The sequence below is a fragment of the Micromonospora sp. IBHARD004 genome, assembly GCF_052814115.1.
In genome coordinates this window covers 2,992,763-3,009,659 of the sequence record NZ_CP199934.1, presented here as the reverse complement: position 1 = coordinate 3,009,659, position 16,897 = coordinate 2,992,763, and the positions used below count along the sequence as shown (strand labels likewise).

The window sequence follows — 16,897 nt, the reverse complement described above, 5'->3', positions numbered from 1 at the left end:
CCTCCGCCGGCGGTGACCTCCCGAAAGTCTGCCAGCCACCCCCGACGCTCGCCACCGCTCGCCGCCGCCCGGGCAGCAGACAGCAACCGCTCATCGATGTATTGACATCCGAAGGCAACCCGTCGGTAACATTCGCCCACCTCGGACGACGTGGGTGCCCCCGAACCCGTGTCGTACCCCCTCCGAGGTGCCGAACAGGCACGTGGACGGCTCGTGGGCGGCCCGCCGGCCGGCGGCGCCTCGCCCGTCTCCCCCGGAAGGATCCACCCCCGTGACATCGCTCCTGACGAGATGGCTGCTCACCCTCACGGTCGCCACCGCGACCCTGGTCGGCCTCCCCTCCCCCGCGCAGGCCGCCTCGTACGCGCCGTCGAGCAACCCGATCCTGTTCGTGCACGGCTGGAACAGCACCGCCTCCACCTGGAACACGATGATCAGCCGTTTCCAGGCCGACGGGTGGCCGGCGAGCCACCTGCGGGCGTTCTCCTACAACACCAGCCAGTCCAACGCCACCACGGCGCAGACGGTCAGCCAGGAGGTCGACAAGCTGCTGGCCGCCACCGGTGCGACCAGGGTGGACATCGTCACCCACTCGATGGGCGGGCTGTCGTCCCGCTACTACCTGAAGAACCTCGCCAGCAGAAGCAAGGTCGACCGCTGGGTCTCCCTCGGCGGTCCGAACCACGGCACCAGCTCGGCGAACACCTGCGTCAGCACCGCCTGCGTGGAGATGCGGGTCGGCTCGACCTTCCTCGCCACCCTCAACTCCGGGGACGAGACGCCCGGCGCCTTCGTCTACGGCACCTGGCGCTCCCCCTGTGACGGGGTCATCAACCCGGTGGACAGCACGGTCATCTCCGGCGCGGCCAACACCCAGACGGCCTGCGTCTTCCACACCAGCCTGCAGAACGACGCCACCATCTACGGCCAGGTGCGGGAGTTCGTCAACCCGTGACACCGGCCGCCCGGCGGTAGCGGTCCCCGGGCAACGGCAGGAACGACACCGGCCCGGCCGGCCCGGACACCGAGAGATCGGCGTCGGGTCGGCCGGGCCGGCGTGCGAGCGGTCCCGGGTCGGGCGACGGGTCAGGCCGCCCCGGAGGAGGCCAGCGCCGGGGCCACCGGCTGCCGCCGGTCGGTCCGCCGGTTCGGCAGCGCGAGCCGGATGACCTTCCACCAGGCGGAGGCGACCTGCTTGGGCAGCGGGCCGGTGGTGTACTTCAGCCCGTACCGGTCGAAGAGCGCCCGCACCTGCGGGGCGATCTCCTGGTAGCGGTTGCTGGGCAGGTCGGGGAAGAGGTGGTGCTCGATCTGGAACGACAGGTTGCCGGTCATGATGTGCATCAGCTTGCTGCCGCTGATGTTGGCCGAACCGAGCATCTGCCGCAGATACCACTCGCCCCGGGTCTCGCCCTCGATGGAGGTCTTCTCGAAGGTCTCCACCCCGTTCGGGAAGTGCCCGCACATGATCACCGAGTGGCTCCACACGTTGCGGATCAGGTTCGCGGTGAAGGTGGCCGCCAGGGTGCTGAGGAACGACGGACCGGACAGCAGCGGGTGGACGATGTAGTCCTTGACCACCTGGCGACGGATCTTGCGACCGACCGCGCGGGCCCGGGCCCGGAACTCCGGGGCCTTGTGCCGGCCCTCGCGCAGGTTGTGGCCCAGCTCCAGGTCGTACGCGGCGATGCCGTACTGGAAGAAACAGGCGTTGATCAGGTTCCACAGCGGCTGGCCGAGGTGGACCGGGTGCCAGGGCTGGTCCTCGTCGACGCGCATGATGCCGTACCCAAGGTCGTTGTCCTTGCCGACCACGTTGGTGTACCGGTGGTGCAGCTGGTTGTGCGAGTGCTGCCACTGGTCGGGCGGGGAGACGTGGTCCCAGTCCCAGGTAGTGGAGTGGATCTTCGGGTCGCGCATCCAGTCCCACTGCCCGTGCAGGACGTTGTGACCGATCTCCATGTTGTCCAGGATCTTCGCCACCGCGAGGCCGGCGGTGCCGACGATCCAGGCCGGCGGGAAGAAGGAGAAGAGCAGCACCGCGCGGCTGCTCAGCTCCAGCGTCCGATGGGTCTTGATCACCTTGCGGATGTAGCGGGCGTCCCGCTCCCCCCGGTCGGCGATCACCCGGTCCCGGATCGCGTCCAGCTCCTTGCCGATGATCTCGATGTCCTCGGCGCTCAGGTGGGCGATCGGGTTGACGGCCTTCTTCTGGATCACGGTCACGTGCGGGCCTCCCGTCAGAGTTCGATGTCGCAGGTACCGGCGGCCGCCGACACGCAGGTCTGGATGAGCACGCCGTCACCGGGGACGGCGGTGGTGAGGTCGCCGTTGCGCAGGTCGCGCACGGCGCCCTGGCGCAACGGGAGCACGCAGCCGAAGCAGATCCCCATCCGGCAGCCCGAGGGCATCAGGACGCCCGCGTTCTCGCCGGCGTCCAGGATCGGGGTGGCGCCGTCGGCCTCGACGGTCACGCCGGCCGCGGTGAACGTCAAAGTGCCGCCCTCCCCCGGTGAGATCACGGTCGGCCGGAACCGCTCGGTGTGCAGCCGGTCGGCGACGCCTCTGGACTCCCAGTACCCCTCGACCGCGTCGAGCATGCCGACCGGCCCGCACGCCCAGGTCTGCCGCTCGGCGTGGTCGGGCACCAGGCCATCGAGCTCGTGCACACCGAGCAGCCCGTCGGTGTCGGTGTGCCGCTCGACCAGCCGCAGCGCGCCCCGCTCGGCGAGCGTCCGCAGCTCCGCGCCGAAGATCACGTCGTCCGGGGTGGGCGCGGAGTGCACCAGCACCACGTCGGCCCGGGTGTGCAGGCCGGCGCGGAGCATCGCCATGACCGGGGTGATGCCGCTGCCCGCGGTGAGCAGGAGAACCCGCTCGGGGGCCGCTTCGGGCAGCACGAAGTCGCCCTGGGCCTGGTCGAGCTGGACGATCGTGCCGGGCCGGGTGCGGCGGACCAGGTGGTTGCTGACCTTGCCGTCCGGGATCGCCTTGACGGTGATCGCCAGGCGGCCGTCCCGAGCGCCGGGGACCGAGGTGACCGAGTAGGCGCGCCACTGGCGGACCCCGTCGACATCCACGCCGAGGCGGACGTACTGTCCGGGGACGTGGCCGCGCCAGCCGCGGCCGGGCTGGATGACCACGGTCGCCGCGTCCCGGGTCTCCGGTCGCACCGCGACGATCCGGCCACGCAGGGCGGCGCCGGCGCGCAGCGGCGCGACCAGGTCGAGGTAGTCCTCCGGCAGCAGCGGGGTGGTGACCATCTCGGCCAGCCGCAGCAGCCGGTCCCGGAGGGAGACCTTCGCGGTGGGCCGCGGGACAGTTGTGGTCATATGACCAGGGTGACCGCATAATCGCATAACATCTTGACCGGCAAAGGTGAATCAGCCGCAGGTTTTTGTTCGGGGAGAACAACATGTCGGACCAGTCCGGGACGACCCGACGCGCCGCCCGCCTCGAGCTGGACGAGCGGGTGGCCGCCCGGCTCCGCGACCGCCTCCCCGTGGTGGCGGAGCGGACGGTCAGCGCGATCACCGGCGAGGTGCCGGGCTACTCCGGCGCCCTCACCGGCACCATGCGGGAGAAGATCGAGAACGCGGTGCGCATCGCGCTCGGCACCTTCTTCCAGCTCGTCGAGAAGGCTCAGTCCTCTGACCCGAGCACGCCGTTGACCCCGGCCCTGGAGGCCGCGTACGCGCTCGGCAGCGGGGAGGCGCGCTCCGGCCGCAGCATGGACGCGCTGCTGGCGGCGTACCGGGTGGGGGCGCGGGTGGCGTGGCGGGAGGTCTCCACCACCACCGTACGCAGCGGACTGGCCGCCGAGACGGTCGCCCAGTTCGCCGAGCTGATGTTCGCCTACATCGACGAGCTCTCCGCCGCCAGCGTCGCCGGGCACGCCGACGAGCTGGCCAGCGCCGGCCGGGTCCAGCGCCGCTACCTGGAGCGGCTGACCCAGCAACTGCTGGCCGGCGAGCCGGAGGAGACCCTGCGCCGCAGCGCCGAGCGGGCGGAGTGGCCGCTGCCGCAGACGCTCACCGTCGTGCTGCTGCCGCGCCGCAACCTGCGTCCGGTGCTCGCGCTGCTCAGCCCGCACACCCTGGAGAGCGGGGAGGACCTGCCCGGGGTCGACCTCGCCGAGGAGCTGGCCGTACTGCTGGTGCCCGACGCGCACGGTGCCGGCCGCCGGCAGCTCGCCCGGGTGCTGCGGGGGCACCGGGCGGTGCTCGGGCCGGCGCGCCCGTGGAGCCGGGTGGGCGCCTCCTATGAGCGGGCTACCCGCGCGCTGGCGCTCGGCCTCGATCGGCCCGACACCGGGCCGCTGGACACCGAGGAGCACCTCGCCGAGCTGGTGCTCAGCATGGACCCGGAGGGGCTGGCCGACCTGCGGGCCCAGGCGCTGAAGCCGTTGGAGTCGCTGCCGCCGGCCACCGCGCACCGGCTCGCCGAGACGCTGCGGTCGTGGCTGCTGCACCAGGGTCGGCGCGACGACGTGGCGGCCGACCTCTTCGTGCACCCGCAGACGGTGCGCTACCGGATGGGCCAGCTGCGCGAGCTGTACGGCGACCGCCTCCACGACCCGGCCACCGTGCTCGACCTGACCCTCGCGCTGGCGATGCCCCCGGCGGCCCCCGAGCCGGCGTGAGCCGGGGCCGCCAGGCTGCGGGCTAGTCCGCGTCGGGTACGCCCGTCTCGCGCAGCCCGCCCTCGTCGAGCCGCAGCCAGCGCTCCACCTTGATCTCCGTCAGGAACCGCACGTCGTGGCTGACCACCACAAACGCCCCCTGGTACGCGCCGAGCGCGCTCTCCAACTGGCCGACGCTGACCAGGTCCAGGTTGTTGGTCGGCTCGTCGAGCAGCAGCAGCTGCGGTGCCGGTTCGGCGCAGAGCACGCAGGCCAGGGTGGCGCGCAGCCGCTCACCGCCGGAGAGCGCCCCGACCGGGAGCTGGGCGCGGGAGCCCCGGAACAGGAACCGGGCGAGCAGGTTCATCCGCTGCGCGTCGGGCATGGTGGGTGCGAACGCGGCCAGGTTCTCCGCCACCGTACGGTCCAGGTCCAGCAGGTCCAGCCGTTGGGACAGGTACGCGACCCGGCCGTCGGCCCGCTGGACCCGGCCGCCCTCCGGCGCCAGGTCGCCGTGGATCAACCGCAGCAGGGTCGACTTGCCGGCGCCGTTCGGCCCGGTCAGGGCGATCCGCTCCGGCCCCCGGATCACCAGGTCGACGCCGTCGCCGGGGAAGAGCGCCCGGTCGCCGTGGTGCACCTGCATCCGTTCGCCGAGGAAGACCGTCCGTCCCGCCGGTACGTTGGTCTCCGGCAGCTCCAGCGTGATCTTCTGCTCTTCGCGCAGGGCACGGCCCGCCTCGTCGAGCCGGGCCCGCGCCTCGCTGACCCGCGCCGCGTGCGTCTCGCTCGACCTCCCCGCCGACTCCTGGGCGCCTCGCTTCATCGTCCCGGCGAAGATCTTCGGCAGGCCGGCGTTCTTGAGGTTGCGCGAGGCGTTGCTGGCCCGGCGCTCGGCCCGCTCCCGCGCCTGCTGCATCTCCCGCTTCTCCCGTTTGACCTCCTGCGCGGCGTTGCGGACGTTGCGCTCCGCGACGTCCTGCGCCGCGCGGACGGCTTCCTCGTAGGCGGTGAAGTTCCCGCCGTAGGAGCGAACCCCGCCCCGGTCGAGTTCGAGGATCCGGTCCATCCGGTCGAGCAGCGCCCGGTCGTGGCTGACCAGCAGCAGGCAGCCGACCCACTCCTCGAGCACCGCGTACAGCTTGCGGCGGGCGTCCAGGTCGAGGTTGTTGGTCGGCTCGTCGAGCAGCAGGACGTCGGGGCGCTTCAGCAACTGCGCGGCCAGCCCGAGGGAGACGACCTGGCCGCCGCTGAGGGTGTGCAGCCGCCGGTCGAGCGGCACGTCGCCGAGGCCGAGCCGGTCCAGTTCGGCGCGGCTGCGCTCCTCGATGTCCCAGTCGTCGCCGAGGGTGGCGAAGTGCTCCTCGCTGGCGTCCCCGGACTCGATGGCGTGCAGGGCCGTGAGCCGGTCGGCGATCCCCAGCACCTCGGCGACGCTCCGGCCCCCGTCCAGCGGCAGGTCCTGCGGCAGGTAGCCGAGGACGCCCTCGACGGAGACGCTGCCCCCGGTGGGCCGGTACTCGCCCGCGATCAGCTTGAGCAGGGTGCTCTTGCCGGCGCCGTTGGGCGCGACGAGGCCGTTGCGGCCCGCGCCGACGGTGAAGGAGAGGTCCGTGAAGACCGGGGTGTCGTCCGGCCAGGAGAAGGAGACGTTCGAACAGATGATGAACGCGTCGGACATGTGGCGTCCTCGTGGTGAGGCGGGCGCGCGTCAGGGCGGCCCGGCGGGGGACAGGGCTCGTGGAACGGCGGCATGGCACCACGGCGGCTGCGCCGAGGCGCGCCTGCCGTGGGCCGGTCCGATGTCACCCGGAGATGTCGTCGTCGCCCGCCATGTCTGGTCTCCCTGTTCCGATCACTCGCGATCAACCCTAGTGCGGCGTCCACTAACGCTCACCGGGTTTTCCGGTGGTGTTGTGGATCCTCGCCGTAGCAGGCGAGCGACTCCCCACCCGGTTGCTGGGGCGGGCCTCCGCGGGCCAATCGATCCTCGCGCCGCCCTGGTGGGCGGCGGGGGTCACGGGCCTGGCGGACCCTGCGCCGGTACCGGCCCTCCACCAGGCGTGCCCGGCGCCGGTACTGCCGCCACCGCCGAGATCCCTTCTGGCCCGGCTTCGGCGCCCGCCGTGCCACGTCCCGGACCCCGCGCCGGCCGGCCCGGCGACCGCCGGTTCCGGTACGCGGTTGGCGGGCCGCCGGGCGGGTAGTCAGCCCGGCCAGCCGGGTGGCGGCAGAGCTCGTCGTCGGTCCGCGACCCGTCACGAGCTGCTGGCCGCGCAGCGGGGGTCGCGGGCCGATGTCGGAGGAGTCACCGCCGCCCGGACGCCAGGACGTCCCGGGCGAGGTCGTGGAGCTGCGGGTGCACGGCGTCTCGGGCGCCGGGGCCGGGCAGGTGCTCGACCGGCCGCACGTCCACCAGGTGGCCGGGGACCGCAGCGGCGGCTTCTACCGGCCCCGGCCGGACTACCCCGACTCCACCGGGCCGGGCGGGGTGGTGCTCGAGGCGTACCGGTGGAGCGACCTGCCGTCGGGCACGGCCGCACGGACGCTGTCCCTGGTCTTCCTGCTGCCGTTCATGCTCAGCAACGTGGCGATCTGGATGCGCCCGGCGGGCCGGGGCTCCGGCTCGGGGGTCAAGGTGCTCTGCCGGCTCATCGCGCTCAACCTCTCCCTGGTGTACGTGCTCTCCGCGGCCGGCGTCGCCCTCGACCTCATCGCCTGGAAGTGCATGGGCTCGTCCCGCTGCATGGACGAACGCACCTGGCTGTCCTGGCTGGGCGGCCGCCCGGTCGGACTGCGCCTGGTGGTGCTCGCCGTGCTACCGGTCGCCGCCCTCGGGCTGCTCTGGCTGCTCAGCGTCCGGCCCGGCCGCCCGTACGAGGCCTTCCGGGTGCCCGGCGGCGGCCCCGAGGGCGACCGGCTCAGCGCCGTCGGCCACTGGGACGCGATGCCGATGGTGGGCCGGTTGCGGGCGATCCACGTCGCCGCCGCGTTCGCGGTGCTGAACCTCACCCTCCTCGCCGCGCGGGGCGCCAGCGGGCCGTCGCCCGTGGTGATCGCGCTGGCCGCGGTCGCCGGCGCGGTGCTCGCGGCCTGCCTGGCGCTGCTCTGCGCCGGCGCGCCGCTGGAACGGACGTCCACCGGTCCGATGGACCGGCTGGCCGCCACCGTGCGCGTCGTCGCGTGCGTACTGACCGTGCCCACCCTCGGGGTCGTCGCGCTGGACGGAGCCCCCTGGCCGCACTCCACCGGACTGCCCGGGTACAGCCGGATCGTCGCCTGGGCGTTCGTCGCGCAGATGACGTTGCTCTTCGCGCTGGCCGTGCTGGCGCTGTGGCGACGTCGCGGCCGGGATCCTCGGCAGGCGCTGCTGCGCGGCCTCGGCGCGCCGGTCATCGCGACCGTCGCGGTGGGCCTGGCCAGTGCGCTCTCCGGCGAGCTGGTCTACCGGACGGCGTACTTCCTCAACCGACGGGCGATCACCGGGAGCGCCGACGACCTGGTGCCCCCGCCACTGGCGTACAAGTGGGCGATCTTCACGTTCTTCCTGGCGTCGACCGCCGCGGTGGCGGCGGGCGGCACGGGCACCCTGCTAACCCGCCCGGGCCGGCGACGAGCCGCCGCGGCGATCGTCGCCCGGGACTTCCCGAACGCCCCGCCGGAGGCGGCCGACCGCCTGGACCGGGTGGCGAGGACCATCGCCCGGGCCCGGTTCACCGAGCGGCTCGGGCCGCTGGCCATCGTGACCGCCGGCCTGGCCGTGGTCGGCCTGGCCGCGAGCGTGCTGGGCCTGTTCGAACGCCAGCCCGGCCCGTTGGCGGAGCGGTTCCTCGGGGTGCCGGTCGGATTCGTGAACTTCGGGCTCACCTTCGGCAGCTACCTCATCGCCGGGATCATCGCCGGGCTGGTGGTGGGCGGCCTGTTCGCCTACCGGACCGCCGAGTTCCGCCGGTACGTGGGCGTGATGTGGGACCTCGGCACCTTCTGGCCCCGGGCGGCCCACCCGTTCGCGCCGCCCTGCTACGCCGAGCGGGCCGTGCCCGAGCTGGCGAAGCGGATCTGCTACCTGGCCGGCCAGCACGACGGCGTCCTGCTCACCGGCCACAGCCACGGCTCGGTCCTGCTCGCCGCGGCCGTGCTGCAACTGCCGGCCCCGGTGCGCCGCCGGGTCGCGCTGCTCACCTACGGGTCCCCGCTGGACCGCCTGTACACCCGGCTCTTCCCGGCGTACCTGGGTCGGGACGTGCTGCGCGAGGTGGGCGCCCGGATCGACTGGCGATGGGTGAACCTGTGGCGGGACACCGACCAGATCGGCGGCTGGATCTTCGCCGGCCACCGGCCCGGCGACCCCCCGCCGGGGACCGACCCGAGCGAGCGGGTGGACCGCCGGCTCCGGGACCCGGAGGACGTGGTGGTGCCCCCGAGCGACAGCGTCCCGCCGCCCATCCGCGGCCACTGGCCGTGCGAATCCGACGAACGGTTCGCCGCGGCGGTCCGCGATCTCGTCGGCCGGCTCCGCGAGGCCGACCGAGGCTGAGGCCGCGACTGCGGTCGGGAAGCCGCATTTCCGTCCCGTACGCCGGGTCCCCACCTAGGGTGAGCCTCAGACGATCCCGCCGCTCCCGCGGTGCGCGCCGGTCCCGCCCCCCGGCGGACGCCGGACGGCAACGGGTGGCTGCTGCAGGAGGTCCGGACCCGGGCTCCGGGACGATGAACCGCAGCGAGGAGGGAGCAGCGATGGATCCGACCACCGAGGTCATCCTGGACGCGCTCAAGCGCGCCTCGGAGGCGCACGGGGTGCACGAGAAGGAGTTGGGCCGGACCGACCCGGACTGGCCGCAGTGGTACGCGCAACATATGACCCGGACCCTCAGCGAGGACGGCTACCGGCTCAGCGGGCCCAGGATCCCGTAGCCCTCGCCCGCGCGGTACGGGACCGGTGAACGGCAGCCCTCAGCAGGTCGCGGCGTCACCCGGCGGACTCTCCAACGCATCGACGCAGTTGACGGCGGTGCCGGTGGCGGCCCGCTGGAGCAGCTGGTAGAGCGTCTCGCGCTGGCCCGGGTCGAGGGCGCCGAGCACCTCCCCTTCCACCGTGGCGAGGGCGCATTCCGCCTCGCTGAGCCGTCGGGCGCCGGCGTCGGTGAGCTCGACGACGTGGCGCCGGCGGTCCTCCGGTGAGCGTCGCCGCTCGATCAGCCCCTCCCCCTCCAGCTCGTTGAGCAGCCCGACGATGTTCGTGCCGTCCATGGCGAGGGTGCCGGCGAGCGCCTGCTGGCTGCTGCCCCCCTGTGCGCGCAGCACGGTCAGGGCGACGAGGTGGCGCGGCCGCAGGCCCAGCGGCGCCAGCACCGATTCGGCCCGCAGCCGCATCCGGCGCGCGAGGTGGTCGAGCAGCGGACCCAGGCGGTGCTCTGGCTGGTCGACCGGCGCGGCGGGCATGTGACCAAGTCTACCGACCTCCCGAGGAGTCGGCGTGCTACAAATGGTTCGCGCACCACAAACTATTGACGGAAAGGCAAGCCAATGCCGCACCTTCTGCACCTCGACTCGAGCATTCAGGGCGAGCGCTCGGTGAGCCGCCGGCTCACCGCCCGGGCGGCCGACGCCTGGCGCGCCGCCCACCCCGGCGGCACGGTGACCTACCGGGATCTGGGCCGCGAGCCGTTGCCGCACCTCGACGAGGCCGGCGGCCTGGCCCGGATGACGCCGGCGCAGCACCACACCCCGGCACAGCGGGCATCCTGGGCGTTGACCGAGCAGCTGGTCGAGGAGGTGAAGCAGGCCGACACCGTCCTGCTCGGCCTCCCCCTCTACAACTTCGCCGCGCCCAGCAGCGTCAAGGCGTGGGTCGACCACCTCATCGCGCCCGGACTGTCGTACCACCCGGAGACCCAGGCCGGCCTGCTCGACGGACGCGAGCTCATCGTGCTGGCCACCCGGGGCGGCGGTTACAGCGCGGGCACCCCGCGCGCGGGCTGGGACCACGCCGAGCCCTGGCTCCCGCACGGCCTGGCGATGACCGGCATGCAGCCCCGCTTCATCACGGCCGAGCTGACCCTCGCCCAGGTGAACCCCGCCATGGCCGGGCTGATCCCGCTGGCCGAGGAGAGCCTCGCGGCGGCCGAGCGCGCCATCGACGACCTCTGGGTGCCGGCCGCCGCCGCCGCGTAGCGGTAGCCGTTCGTCTGGTTCGTGACCGGCGTTCACGGCCGCGCCGGCACGGCCAGACGATACGATTTATCCGCTAATTCGGCTTCATCCGGAGCGGCGCGACGAGGCGAGGCGCCGGGCCGGGCACGCCCGTAGCCGGCTGCCGGCCGTCCTCGGCCTGGACCTCGCCGGGGCCGTCGAAGAGGTCGGCCCGCAGGTCACCGGCTTCACGCCCCTGAGAGGGCCTGGCGGACCGGGCGCGGGTGCACGTCGGGCAGCGGGTGCTCGTCCTCGGTGGCGCCGGCGGCGTCGGGCAGGTGGCCGTCCAGCCCGCCGACCAGGTCCTAAGCTCGCGGGTGATGAGCACGCCACCCCGTCGCGCCCCGGGCGACCTGCTGGTCCACCTGCGCCGGGCCCGCGACCACATCGACCGTCACTACGCCGAACCGTTGGACCTCGCGGCGGTCGCCGCGGTGGCCGGCGTCAGCAAGTACCACTTCCAGCGGCTCTTCGCCGCCACCTACGGCCTCTCCCCCGCCGCGCACCTGTCGCGCCGCCGGGTCGAACGCGCGCAGGACCTGCTGCGCGCCACCAACCTCACCGTCACCGAGGTCTGCCACGCCGTCGGCTTCGCCAGCCTCGGCTCGTTCAGCAGCCGGTTCCGGGAACTGGTCGGCGAGACGCCGAGCGAGTTCCAGCGGCGCTGGGCCGCGACCGGCGCGCCCCGCGTACCGGGATGCTTCGTGCTCATGTGGGGCCTGGCCGAACGGCGCGGGTCCGCAAGCCAGGAGAAGCCGGACGCGGGCGCCGGTACCTAGCCTGGTCACATGATTACCAACATCTCGATCACCAGCGTGCTGGTGCAGGACATCGACGCGGCCAAGGCGTTCTACCTCGACGTGCTCGGGTTCGCCGAGCACACCGACATCACCGTCGGGGACGGCTCCTACCGCTGGTGCACCGTCATGCACCCGAGCCAGCCGGAGCTGGAGGTCCACCTGACCCTGCCCGGGCCGCCGTACTCCCCGGAGGTGGCGGAGACGCTGCGCCGCGCCCAGGCCGAAGGCGGCATGTTCGGCCTCGGCCTGGCCGTGGACGACTGCCGCAAGACCCACGAGGAGCTGAGCGCCAAGGGCGTGGAGTTCATTCAGGAACCGTCCGAGCGGCCGTACGGGGTGGAGGCGGTCGCCCGCGACAACTCCGGGAACTGGCTGGTCCTGGTCGAGCGGCGCGAGTTCGACCCGGCCGCCCTGGGCTGAGCCGACCGGCGGGCCGGGCGGGGCCTCAGCCGGGCCGGGTGAGCTGCTCGCGGCAGGCGCGCGGCGAGCGGCCGGTGGTGCGTTTGAAGGCGACGCTGAGGGCGCTCTCCGAGCCGTACCCGACGGCCCGGGCGATGGTGGCGACGGTCTCGCCGCCCCGCCGGATCCGGTCGGCGGCGAGCTCGATCCGCCATTCGGTGAGGTACTCCAGCGGACCCTTGCCGACGACGTCCTTGAACCGGGCCGCCAGCGTGGACCGGGAGACGGCGGCGGTCCGGGCCAGCTCGGCGACGGTCCACGGGTGGGCCGGACGGGCGTGCATCTCCCGCAGCGCGTCCGCGACGGTCGGGTCGGCCAGCCCGGCCAGCCAGCCCGACGACCGGCCGGGCTCGTCGGCGAGGTGCAGCCGCAGGATCCGGATCAGCATGACCACGGGGGTCGCAGACCGTCCAATAGCCGAAGCCGTGCCGGGCCCAGTGGTCGATCCAGCGCGCCAGCTCCATCCGGCTGATGGCCAGATCGGTGGTGGGCCCGGCCGGATTGAACCGGTTCGTTTCCGGGTCGGCGTGCACGGCAAGACCCGTAAGCTCCGTACTGGCACCCGTCTGGAGCGCTTGACCAACCGTGTCACGGATCCCCGCCATGTTCGGTCGAAGAAGATGACAGTCGCAGATTCACAGAGAGTGGTTCGATCATGAAGATCGTCGTCATCGGCGGCAGCGGACTCATCGGCTCCAAGGTCGTGGCCCTCCTCGACAAGCAGGGCCACGAGGCGGTGGCGGCCTCCCCCGCGACCGGCGTCAACACACTGACCGGCGAGGGGGTGGCCGCGGCGCTCGACGGCGCGGACGTCGTCGTCGACGTGTCGAACTCCCCCTCGTTCGAGGCCTCCGCCGTGCTGGAGTTCTTCCAGACCTCCACCCGCAATCTCCTCGCCGCCGAGGCGGCGGCCGGCGTGGGTCACCACGTGGCACTGTCCGTCGTCGGCTCCGAGCGGATGCCGGACAGCGGGTACATGCGGGCCAAGGTCGCCCAGGAGAAGCTCATCGCCGCGTCCGGGATCGCCTACTCGATCGTGCACGCGACGCAGTTCTTCGAGTTCATCCCGGGCATCATCGACGCCGGCACGGACGGCGACACGGCACGCCTCGCTCCGGTACTCATCCAGCCGATGGCGGCCGACGACGTCGCCGCGGCGGTGGCCGAGGTCGCGGTGAGCGCCCCGACCAACGGGGTCGTCGAGGTCGCCGGTCCCGAGCAGTTCCGCCTCGACGAGCTGGCGCGGTCGATCCTCACCGCGCGGCAGGACTCCCGCACGGTGGTGACCGACCCCACGGCGGCGTACTTCGGCGCCGTCCTGACGGAGCGCTCGCTGGTCCCCGGCGACGGCGCCCGGCTCGGCGCCACGACCCTCGACCAGTGGCGCACCGCGGCCCGGAAGTAGCGCCGCGCCGAGCTCTTACGCCGGAACAGTTTCCGTTCGAGGAGGTACTCCTCGCCCTGGCGTCGACCCGCGATCGACTCCGCCGATCCACCGGTTGCGCGTTCGTGTGCCAACAGCCCTTCCAGCACGTTGATCGTGGTCGCGAACGAAGAGCGACCCGAACCGTACTCCGCCCAGCAGTTCCACCCGCCGTCCTCGAGCTGCTCACCGAGCAGCCGGGCGACCACGCCATCGACGTCCTGGTCAAAGTAGGCGCCGAGCGCGACGGTCATGCCGTTGATGCATGGCTCGACCTCACCGGTGACGAGGGGCTGCCCGCCCTCCTCCCAACGGCAGTGGTCCCTGACCAGCGCCACGGCCCGGGCGCACCTGGTCACTACGCGGGTCGACCCCGAAGTCACGCAGCAGCAAAGACTGCACGCCGTGGCGGTCCGGGGCTGGCTCTCGTCGTCGTCGGACCGGGCGTCAGCATCGGACTGGTCGCCGTCATCGGAGTCACCGCTCCGCGCGGGGAAGTAGGCGCCTCCCTCCCACTGGCCGTCTTCGCCCTGCAAGGCCAGTAGGCGGGCGCCCCACCCCTCGGTAGCCACCCGCGCCCGCTCCGCCGCCACGACCTCAGCCGGCGCATCGACGAGATCACGCAATGCCTGCCACCGGATGGAAGGGTCGGAATCGAGCGTCCAGTCCGGCACGTTCATCGGCCGAGACTAGTGCGGTGTGCACCAACGTTCGCCGGGTTGGGGTGGCAGTTGTGGATCCTCGCCTTTGCGGCCGGGTTGGGGCGGACCGACCAGGCCGCCCCAACCAGAGGCCCGTCAAGTGACGGTGATCGTGTAGCTGATGGTCAGTGCGTTGCCGGCGATGTCGTGCGCTGTCGTGACGAGGCTGTGCACGCCCCTGGGTAAGGGCTTCACGACGATTAGGTAGCCGTCGGCGACGGCCAGCTGTGCGGTTCCGGCGACACATGGATCGATCGCGTGCATGGTTGGGTCGCCGGTGAAGGTGAACAGATGGGTCGCTGTGCGGTATTCGAAGAGCCCCGATACCTCGACGCCGTCAATGGTCAGCGTCAGTTCGTCGATACCGTCAGCGGCGCGCCTGGCTCCGGCGGCCAGGAAGTCCTCGAGGGTCTGCCCCGGTGCCGGTTCAAACCCGGGGAACGGACACGGATAGTCGTTCAGCGTGCCGGACAGGTTGACCAGAATGGCCCTGCCCTCCGGCACCGAGCACGAGCGCGTTGCGCTCGCCGCGTTGAAAGTGCTGCCCAGGTACCAGACGTGACCTCCGGGCTGGGCGACCGCACAGTCTGCGCCGGTCGGATCAAGGCCTGGATTGTGGGCGAACTGTACTCCCATGGTCCACTGCCACCATCGCTCAGTCCACGTCGCCATGCTCTGTCCGTAGGGGTGAGCCTGGTGGTTGAAGACCAGCGAATGGCCCTGATCGTGGGAGCCGGTTTCGATGGCCTGGGCTGGCGCCGCGCCGATCATCGCGAGGGCGAGTACGGATACTGTGGGGAGTGCGAGCCTGACGAGTCTGCGCACATCTGCCTCCTAGATGGCTGTGCGCACACCTTCTTACACAACTGGCCCGCCCACCAGATCCAGTTCGGGCAACGAAGACCAGGCCAGTAGTTGTTCACCGGGCCGGCAGCGCGGCAGCCATCCGGCGTACGGCAGTGGCAAGTTCATCCTCGTCGTGCAGAGTGAATCCCAGCCGCAGGTGGTTGACCTCGGCACCATCGAACGCGTATGCACGTGCGCTGCGGAATATGACCCGGTGCTGTTCCCCGCGACGCGCCCAGCCGTCTATGTCGATCGGTTCGCCGTCGCTGCCGACTCGGGCCCAGACAGCCGTTCCACCGGGCGGCGCCTCAACCTGCACGGTGTTGCCCAGCTCCCGGCGCACGGCCGCGACCAGGGCATCTCGCCGGCTCCGATAGATCCGCCTCATCCGGCCGACATGGCGGACCAGTTCGCCGCTGGCGAACAGCTCGGCGACCGCGGCCTCCATGACGAGATCGCCTTGTATGTCGGTCACCGCGCGAATGCTGGCAATCCGGTCGACAAACGGTCGCGGCGCTGCCACGTAGCCCAGCCGCAGACCCGGTGCAAGAACCTTCGACAGGGTACCCACGTAGATGACCACACCCGCGCTGTCGGCGCTGGCAAGCGGCAGGACGGGCCGTCCTTCGTAGTGGAACTCATGGTCATAGTCGTCCTCGATAACCGCTATCCGGTGCTGGGCCGCGACGTGCAGCAGTTGCATCCGACGCGCGGCAGGCATCACCGCCGTCGTCGGGAACTGATGGTGCGGCGTGACCACGAATGCCCGGATGCGGTGATTACCCGCCAGGCGTTCGAGGTCACCCACGCACGCGCCATGTGGATCGACCGGGACGGACCTCAGCCGCGCGCCGGCTAGCCGAAAGGCAGCGCGGACCACCGGGTGGCCAAGAGCCTCTACCGCCACAACATCGCCGGGCGTGACCAGGGCTCGGGCAATCAGGTCCAACGCGTTCTGGCTGCCGCGCGTGACCAGGAGGTCGTCTGCCGTCACCGTCAGCCCTCGGGCGCTGGAGAGCATCTCCGCCAGTCCTAGCCGCAACCCGGGGTGCCCGCGGTGGTCGCCGTAGACCAGTAGCCGGCGGCCGTCCTTCTGCAACACGCGGCGATACGCACGGGCGAGCTCGATCGTCGGGAGCAGCCGGGGATCCGGCGTGCCTCTGGTCAGCACGAACACGCCGGGCGGGTGGCGGGGAAACGTATCGTGTTCGATCGGCGACGCCAACGCAAAACCGACCGTTGCCGCGGTCGCTGCCTGTGCTCGGCGCGAACGAAGCGGGCTGGGCAGGTCCTCAGCGACGAAAGTGCCGCTGGCCCTGCGTCCGACCACCCAGCCCTCGGCGGCCAACTCCTCATAGGCCGAGAGCACGGTGTTGCGGTTGACCCCAAGCGAGCGGGCCATCGTCCTGCTACCTGGCAATGCATCGCCCGCACGCAACCGCCCCGCCCGGATCGCATCCGCGATACCACGCGCCAACTGGAGGTAGAGCGGCAGCTCCTCCGCGGGATCGACGGCGAGCGAGAACGGCCGACGCAGCGCCATGTTGGGCATGCTAGTGCCTTGTCATGCACCGTTGAACGGGTAATCCGGGTGGCGGATTCTGGGGTCGGCCGTGACAAACGAGGAGCAGCTGCGGTTTCTCGTAACTCTCGCCGCCCCGCGTGGCCGAGAGAACCAGCAGCGACAGGGACTGGTCGGGCTCGAGGCGACGAACCGACCCCGCAGGAGTTGGCGTGGCGGCCCGTGACCCGGCGGTAGCGCTGTCGTCCCGATCTTCCACCGGGCGGCCCGTGGATGGCGCAACCTACAGCTCCGCGAGTCCCGGTCGGATCAAAAGAGCTGAGGGTCCACCCC

14 protein-coding genes and 1 pseudogene are annotated in these 16,897 nt (G+C 72.1%); 8 read left to right on the top strand and 7 right to left on the bottom strand.

Annotation, left to right across the window (positions count from 1 at the left end):
• Nucleotides 1-271 precede the first annotated feature (271 nt).
• Entirely contained in the window at nt 272-955 is a 684-nt protein-coding gene (locus ACTWO6_RS14590; RefSeq protein WP_446220151.1) for an esterase/lipase family protein, read from the top strand.
• 131 nt (nt 956-1,086) lie between these two features.
• Here the strand turns inward: ACTWO6_RS14590 and ACTWO6_RS14585 are convergent, their stop codons facing one another.
• Both ACTWO6_RS14585 and ACTWO6_RS14580 read right to left on the bottom strand, forming a co-directional pair.
• Nucleotides 1,087-2,226, bottom strand: a complete 1,140-nt coding sequence (locus tag ACTWO6_RS14585) for a fatty acid desaturase family protein (RefSeq protein ID WP_446220150.1) — start codon at nt 2,224-2,226, stop codon at nt 1,087-1,089.
• A 14-nt stretch (nt 2,227-2,240) separates the two neighbouring features.
• Nucleotides 2,241-3,332 (bottom strand): ferredoxin reductase, encoded by a 1,092-nt coding sequence (locus ACTWO6_RS14580; RefSeq protein ID WP_446220149.1) that lies wholly within the window; start codon nt 3,330-3,332, stop codon nt 2,241-2,243.
• 83 nt (nt 3,333-3,415) lie between these two features.
• On the opposite strand from ACTWO6_RS14580, the gene ACTWO6_RS14575 reads away from it, so the two are divergent.
• Nucleotides 3,416-4,642, top strand: a complete 1,227-nt coding sequence (locus ACTWO6_RS14575) for a PucR family transcriptional regulator (protein ID WP_446220147.1) — start codon at nt 3,416-3,418, stop codon at nt 4,640-4,642.
• A 22-nt stretch (nt 4,643-4,664) separates the two neighbouring features.
• On the opposite strand, the gene abc-f is transcribed toward ACTWO6_RS14575, so the two are convergent.
• Nucleotides 4,665-6,302, bottom strand: coding sequence for a ribosomal protection-like ABC-F family protein (gene abc-f, locus ACTWO6_RS14570; protein ID WP_446220146.1), 1,638 nt, complete (start codon nt 6,300-6,302; stop codon nt 4,665-4,667).
• A gap of 615 nt (nt 6,303-6,917) precedes the next feature.
• Here abc-f and ACTWO6_RS14565 point away from each other — a divergent pair.
• Both ACTWO6_RS14565 and ACTWO6_RS14560 read left to right on the top strand, forming a co-directional pair.
• Nucleotides 6,918-9,158, top strand: a complete 2,241-nt coding sequence (locus tag ACTWO6_RS14565; protein ID WP_446220145.1) for a hypothetical protein — start codon at nt 6,918-6,920, stop codon at nt 9,156-9,158.
• Between the two features lie 200 nt (nt 9,159-9,358).
• Nucleotides 9,359-9,535, top strand: a complete 177-nt coding sequence (locus ACTWO6_RS14560; RefSeq protein WP_165439973.1) for a hypothetical protein — start codon at nt 9,359-9,361, stop codon at nt 9,533-9,535.
• Between the two features lie 39 nt (nt 9,536-9,574).
• Here ACTWO6_RS14560 and ACTWO6_RS14555 read toward each other — a convergent pair whose 3' ends face one another.
• Nucleotides 9,575-10,063: a MarR family winged helix-turn-helix transcriptional regulator gene (locus tag ACTWO6_RS14555; protein ID WP_446220144.1), complete on the bottom strand. Its 489-nt coding sequence runs from the start codon at nt 10,061-10,063 to the stop codon at nt 9,575-9,577.
• A gap of 84 nt (nt 10,064-10,147) precedes the next feature.
• Here ACTWO6_RS14555 and ACTWO6_RS14550 point away from each other — a divergent pair, with 84 nt between their 5' ends.
• The 3 genes from ACTWO6_RS14550 to ACTWO6_RS14540 all read left to right on the top strand — a co-directional run bounded on the left by ACTWO6_RS14550 (nt 10,148) and on the right by ACTWO6_RS14540 (nt 12,033).
• Nucleotides 10,148-10,795, top strand: coding sequence for an FMN-dependent NADH-azoreductase (locus ACTWO6_RS14550; protein WP_446220143.1), 648 nt, complete (start codon nt 10,148-10,150; stop codon nt 10,793-10,795).
• Between the two features lie 242 nt (nt 10,796-11,037).
• The gene (locus ACTWO6_RS14545; protein ID WP_446220142.1) at nt 11,038-11,592 is read left to right on the top strand and encodes a helix-turn-helix transcriptional regulator; all 555 of its coding nucleotides are present in this window, start codon (nt 11,038-11,040) and stop codon (nt 11,590-11,592) included.
• Between the two features lie 9 nt (nt 11,593-11,601).
• Complete coding sequence (locus ACTWO6_RS14540; RefSeq protein WP_446220141.1) at nt 11,602-12,033, top strand: VOC family protein; 432 nt, start codon at nt 11,602-11,604, stop codon at nt 12,031-12,033.
• 25 nt (nt 12,034-12,058) lie between these two features.
• Here ACTWO6_RS14540 and ACTWO6_RS14535 read toward each other — a convergent pair.
• Nucleotides 12,059-12,466 (bottom strand): annotated as a pseudogene (locus tag ACTWO6_RS14535) (helix-turn-helix transcriptional regulator); the annotation flags it as partial.
• 261 nt (nt 12,467-12,727) lie between these two features.
• Between ACTWO6_RS14535 and ACTWO6_RS14530 the strand changes: the two are divergent.
• The gene (locus ACTWO6_RS14530) at nt 12,728-13,477 is read left to right on the top strand and encodes an SDR family oxidoreductase (RefSeq protein ID WP_446220140.1); all 750 of its coding nucleotides are present in this window, start codon (nt 12,728-12,730) and stop codon (nt 13,475-13,477) included.
• A gap of 815 nt (nt 13,478-14,292) precedes the next feature.
• Here the strand turns inward: ACTWO6_RS14530 and ACTWO6_RS14525 are convergent.
• Both ACTWO6_RS14525 and pdxR read right to left on the bottom strand, forming a co-directional pair.
• Complete coding sequence (locus tag ACTWO6_RS14525; RefSeq protein ID WP_446220139.1) at nt 14,293-15,021, bottom strand: hypothetical protein; 729 nt, start codon at nt 15,019-15,021, stop codon at nt 14,293-14,295.
• A gap of 94 nt (nt 15,022-15,115) precedes the next feature.
• On the bottom strand, nt 15,116-16,585 hold the full coding sequence (gene pdxR / locus ACTWO6_RS14520; protein ID WP_446220138.1) for a MocR-like pyridoxine biosynthesis transcription factor PdxR: 1,470 nt from the start codon (nt 16,583-16,585) through the stop codon (nt 15,116-15,118).
• Nucleotides 16,586-16,897 lie beyond the last annotated feature (312 nt).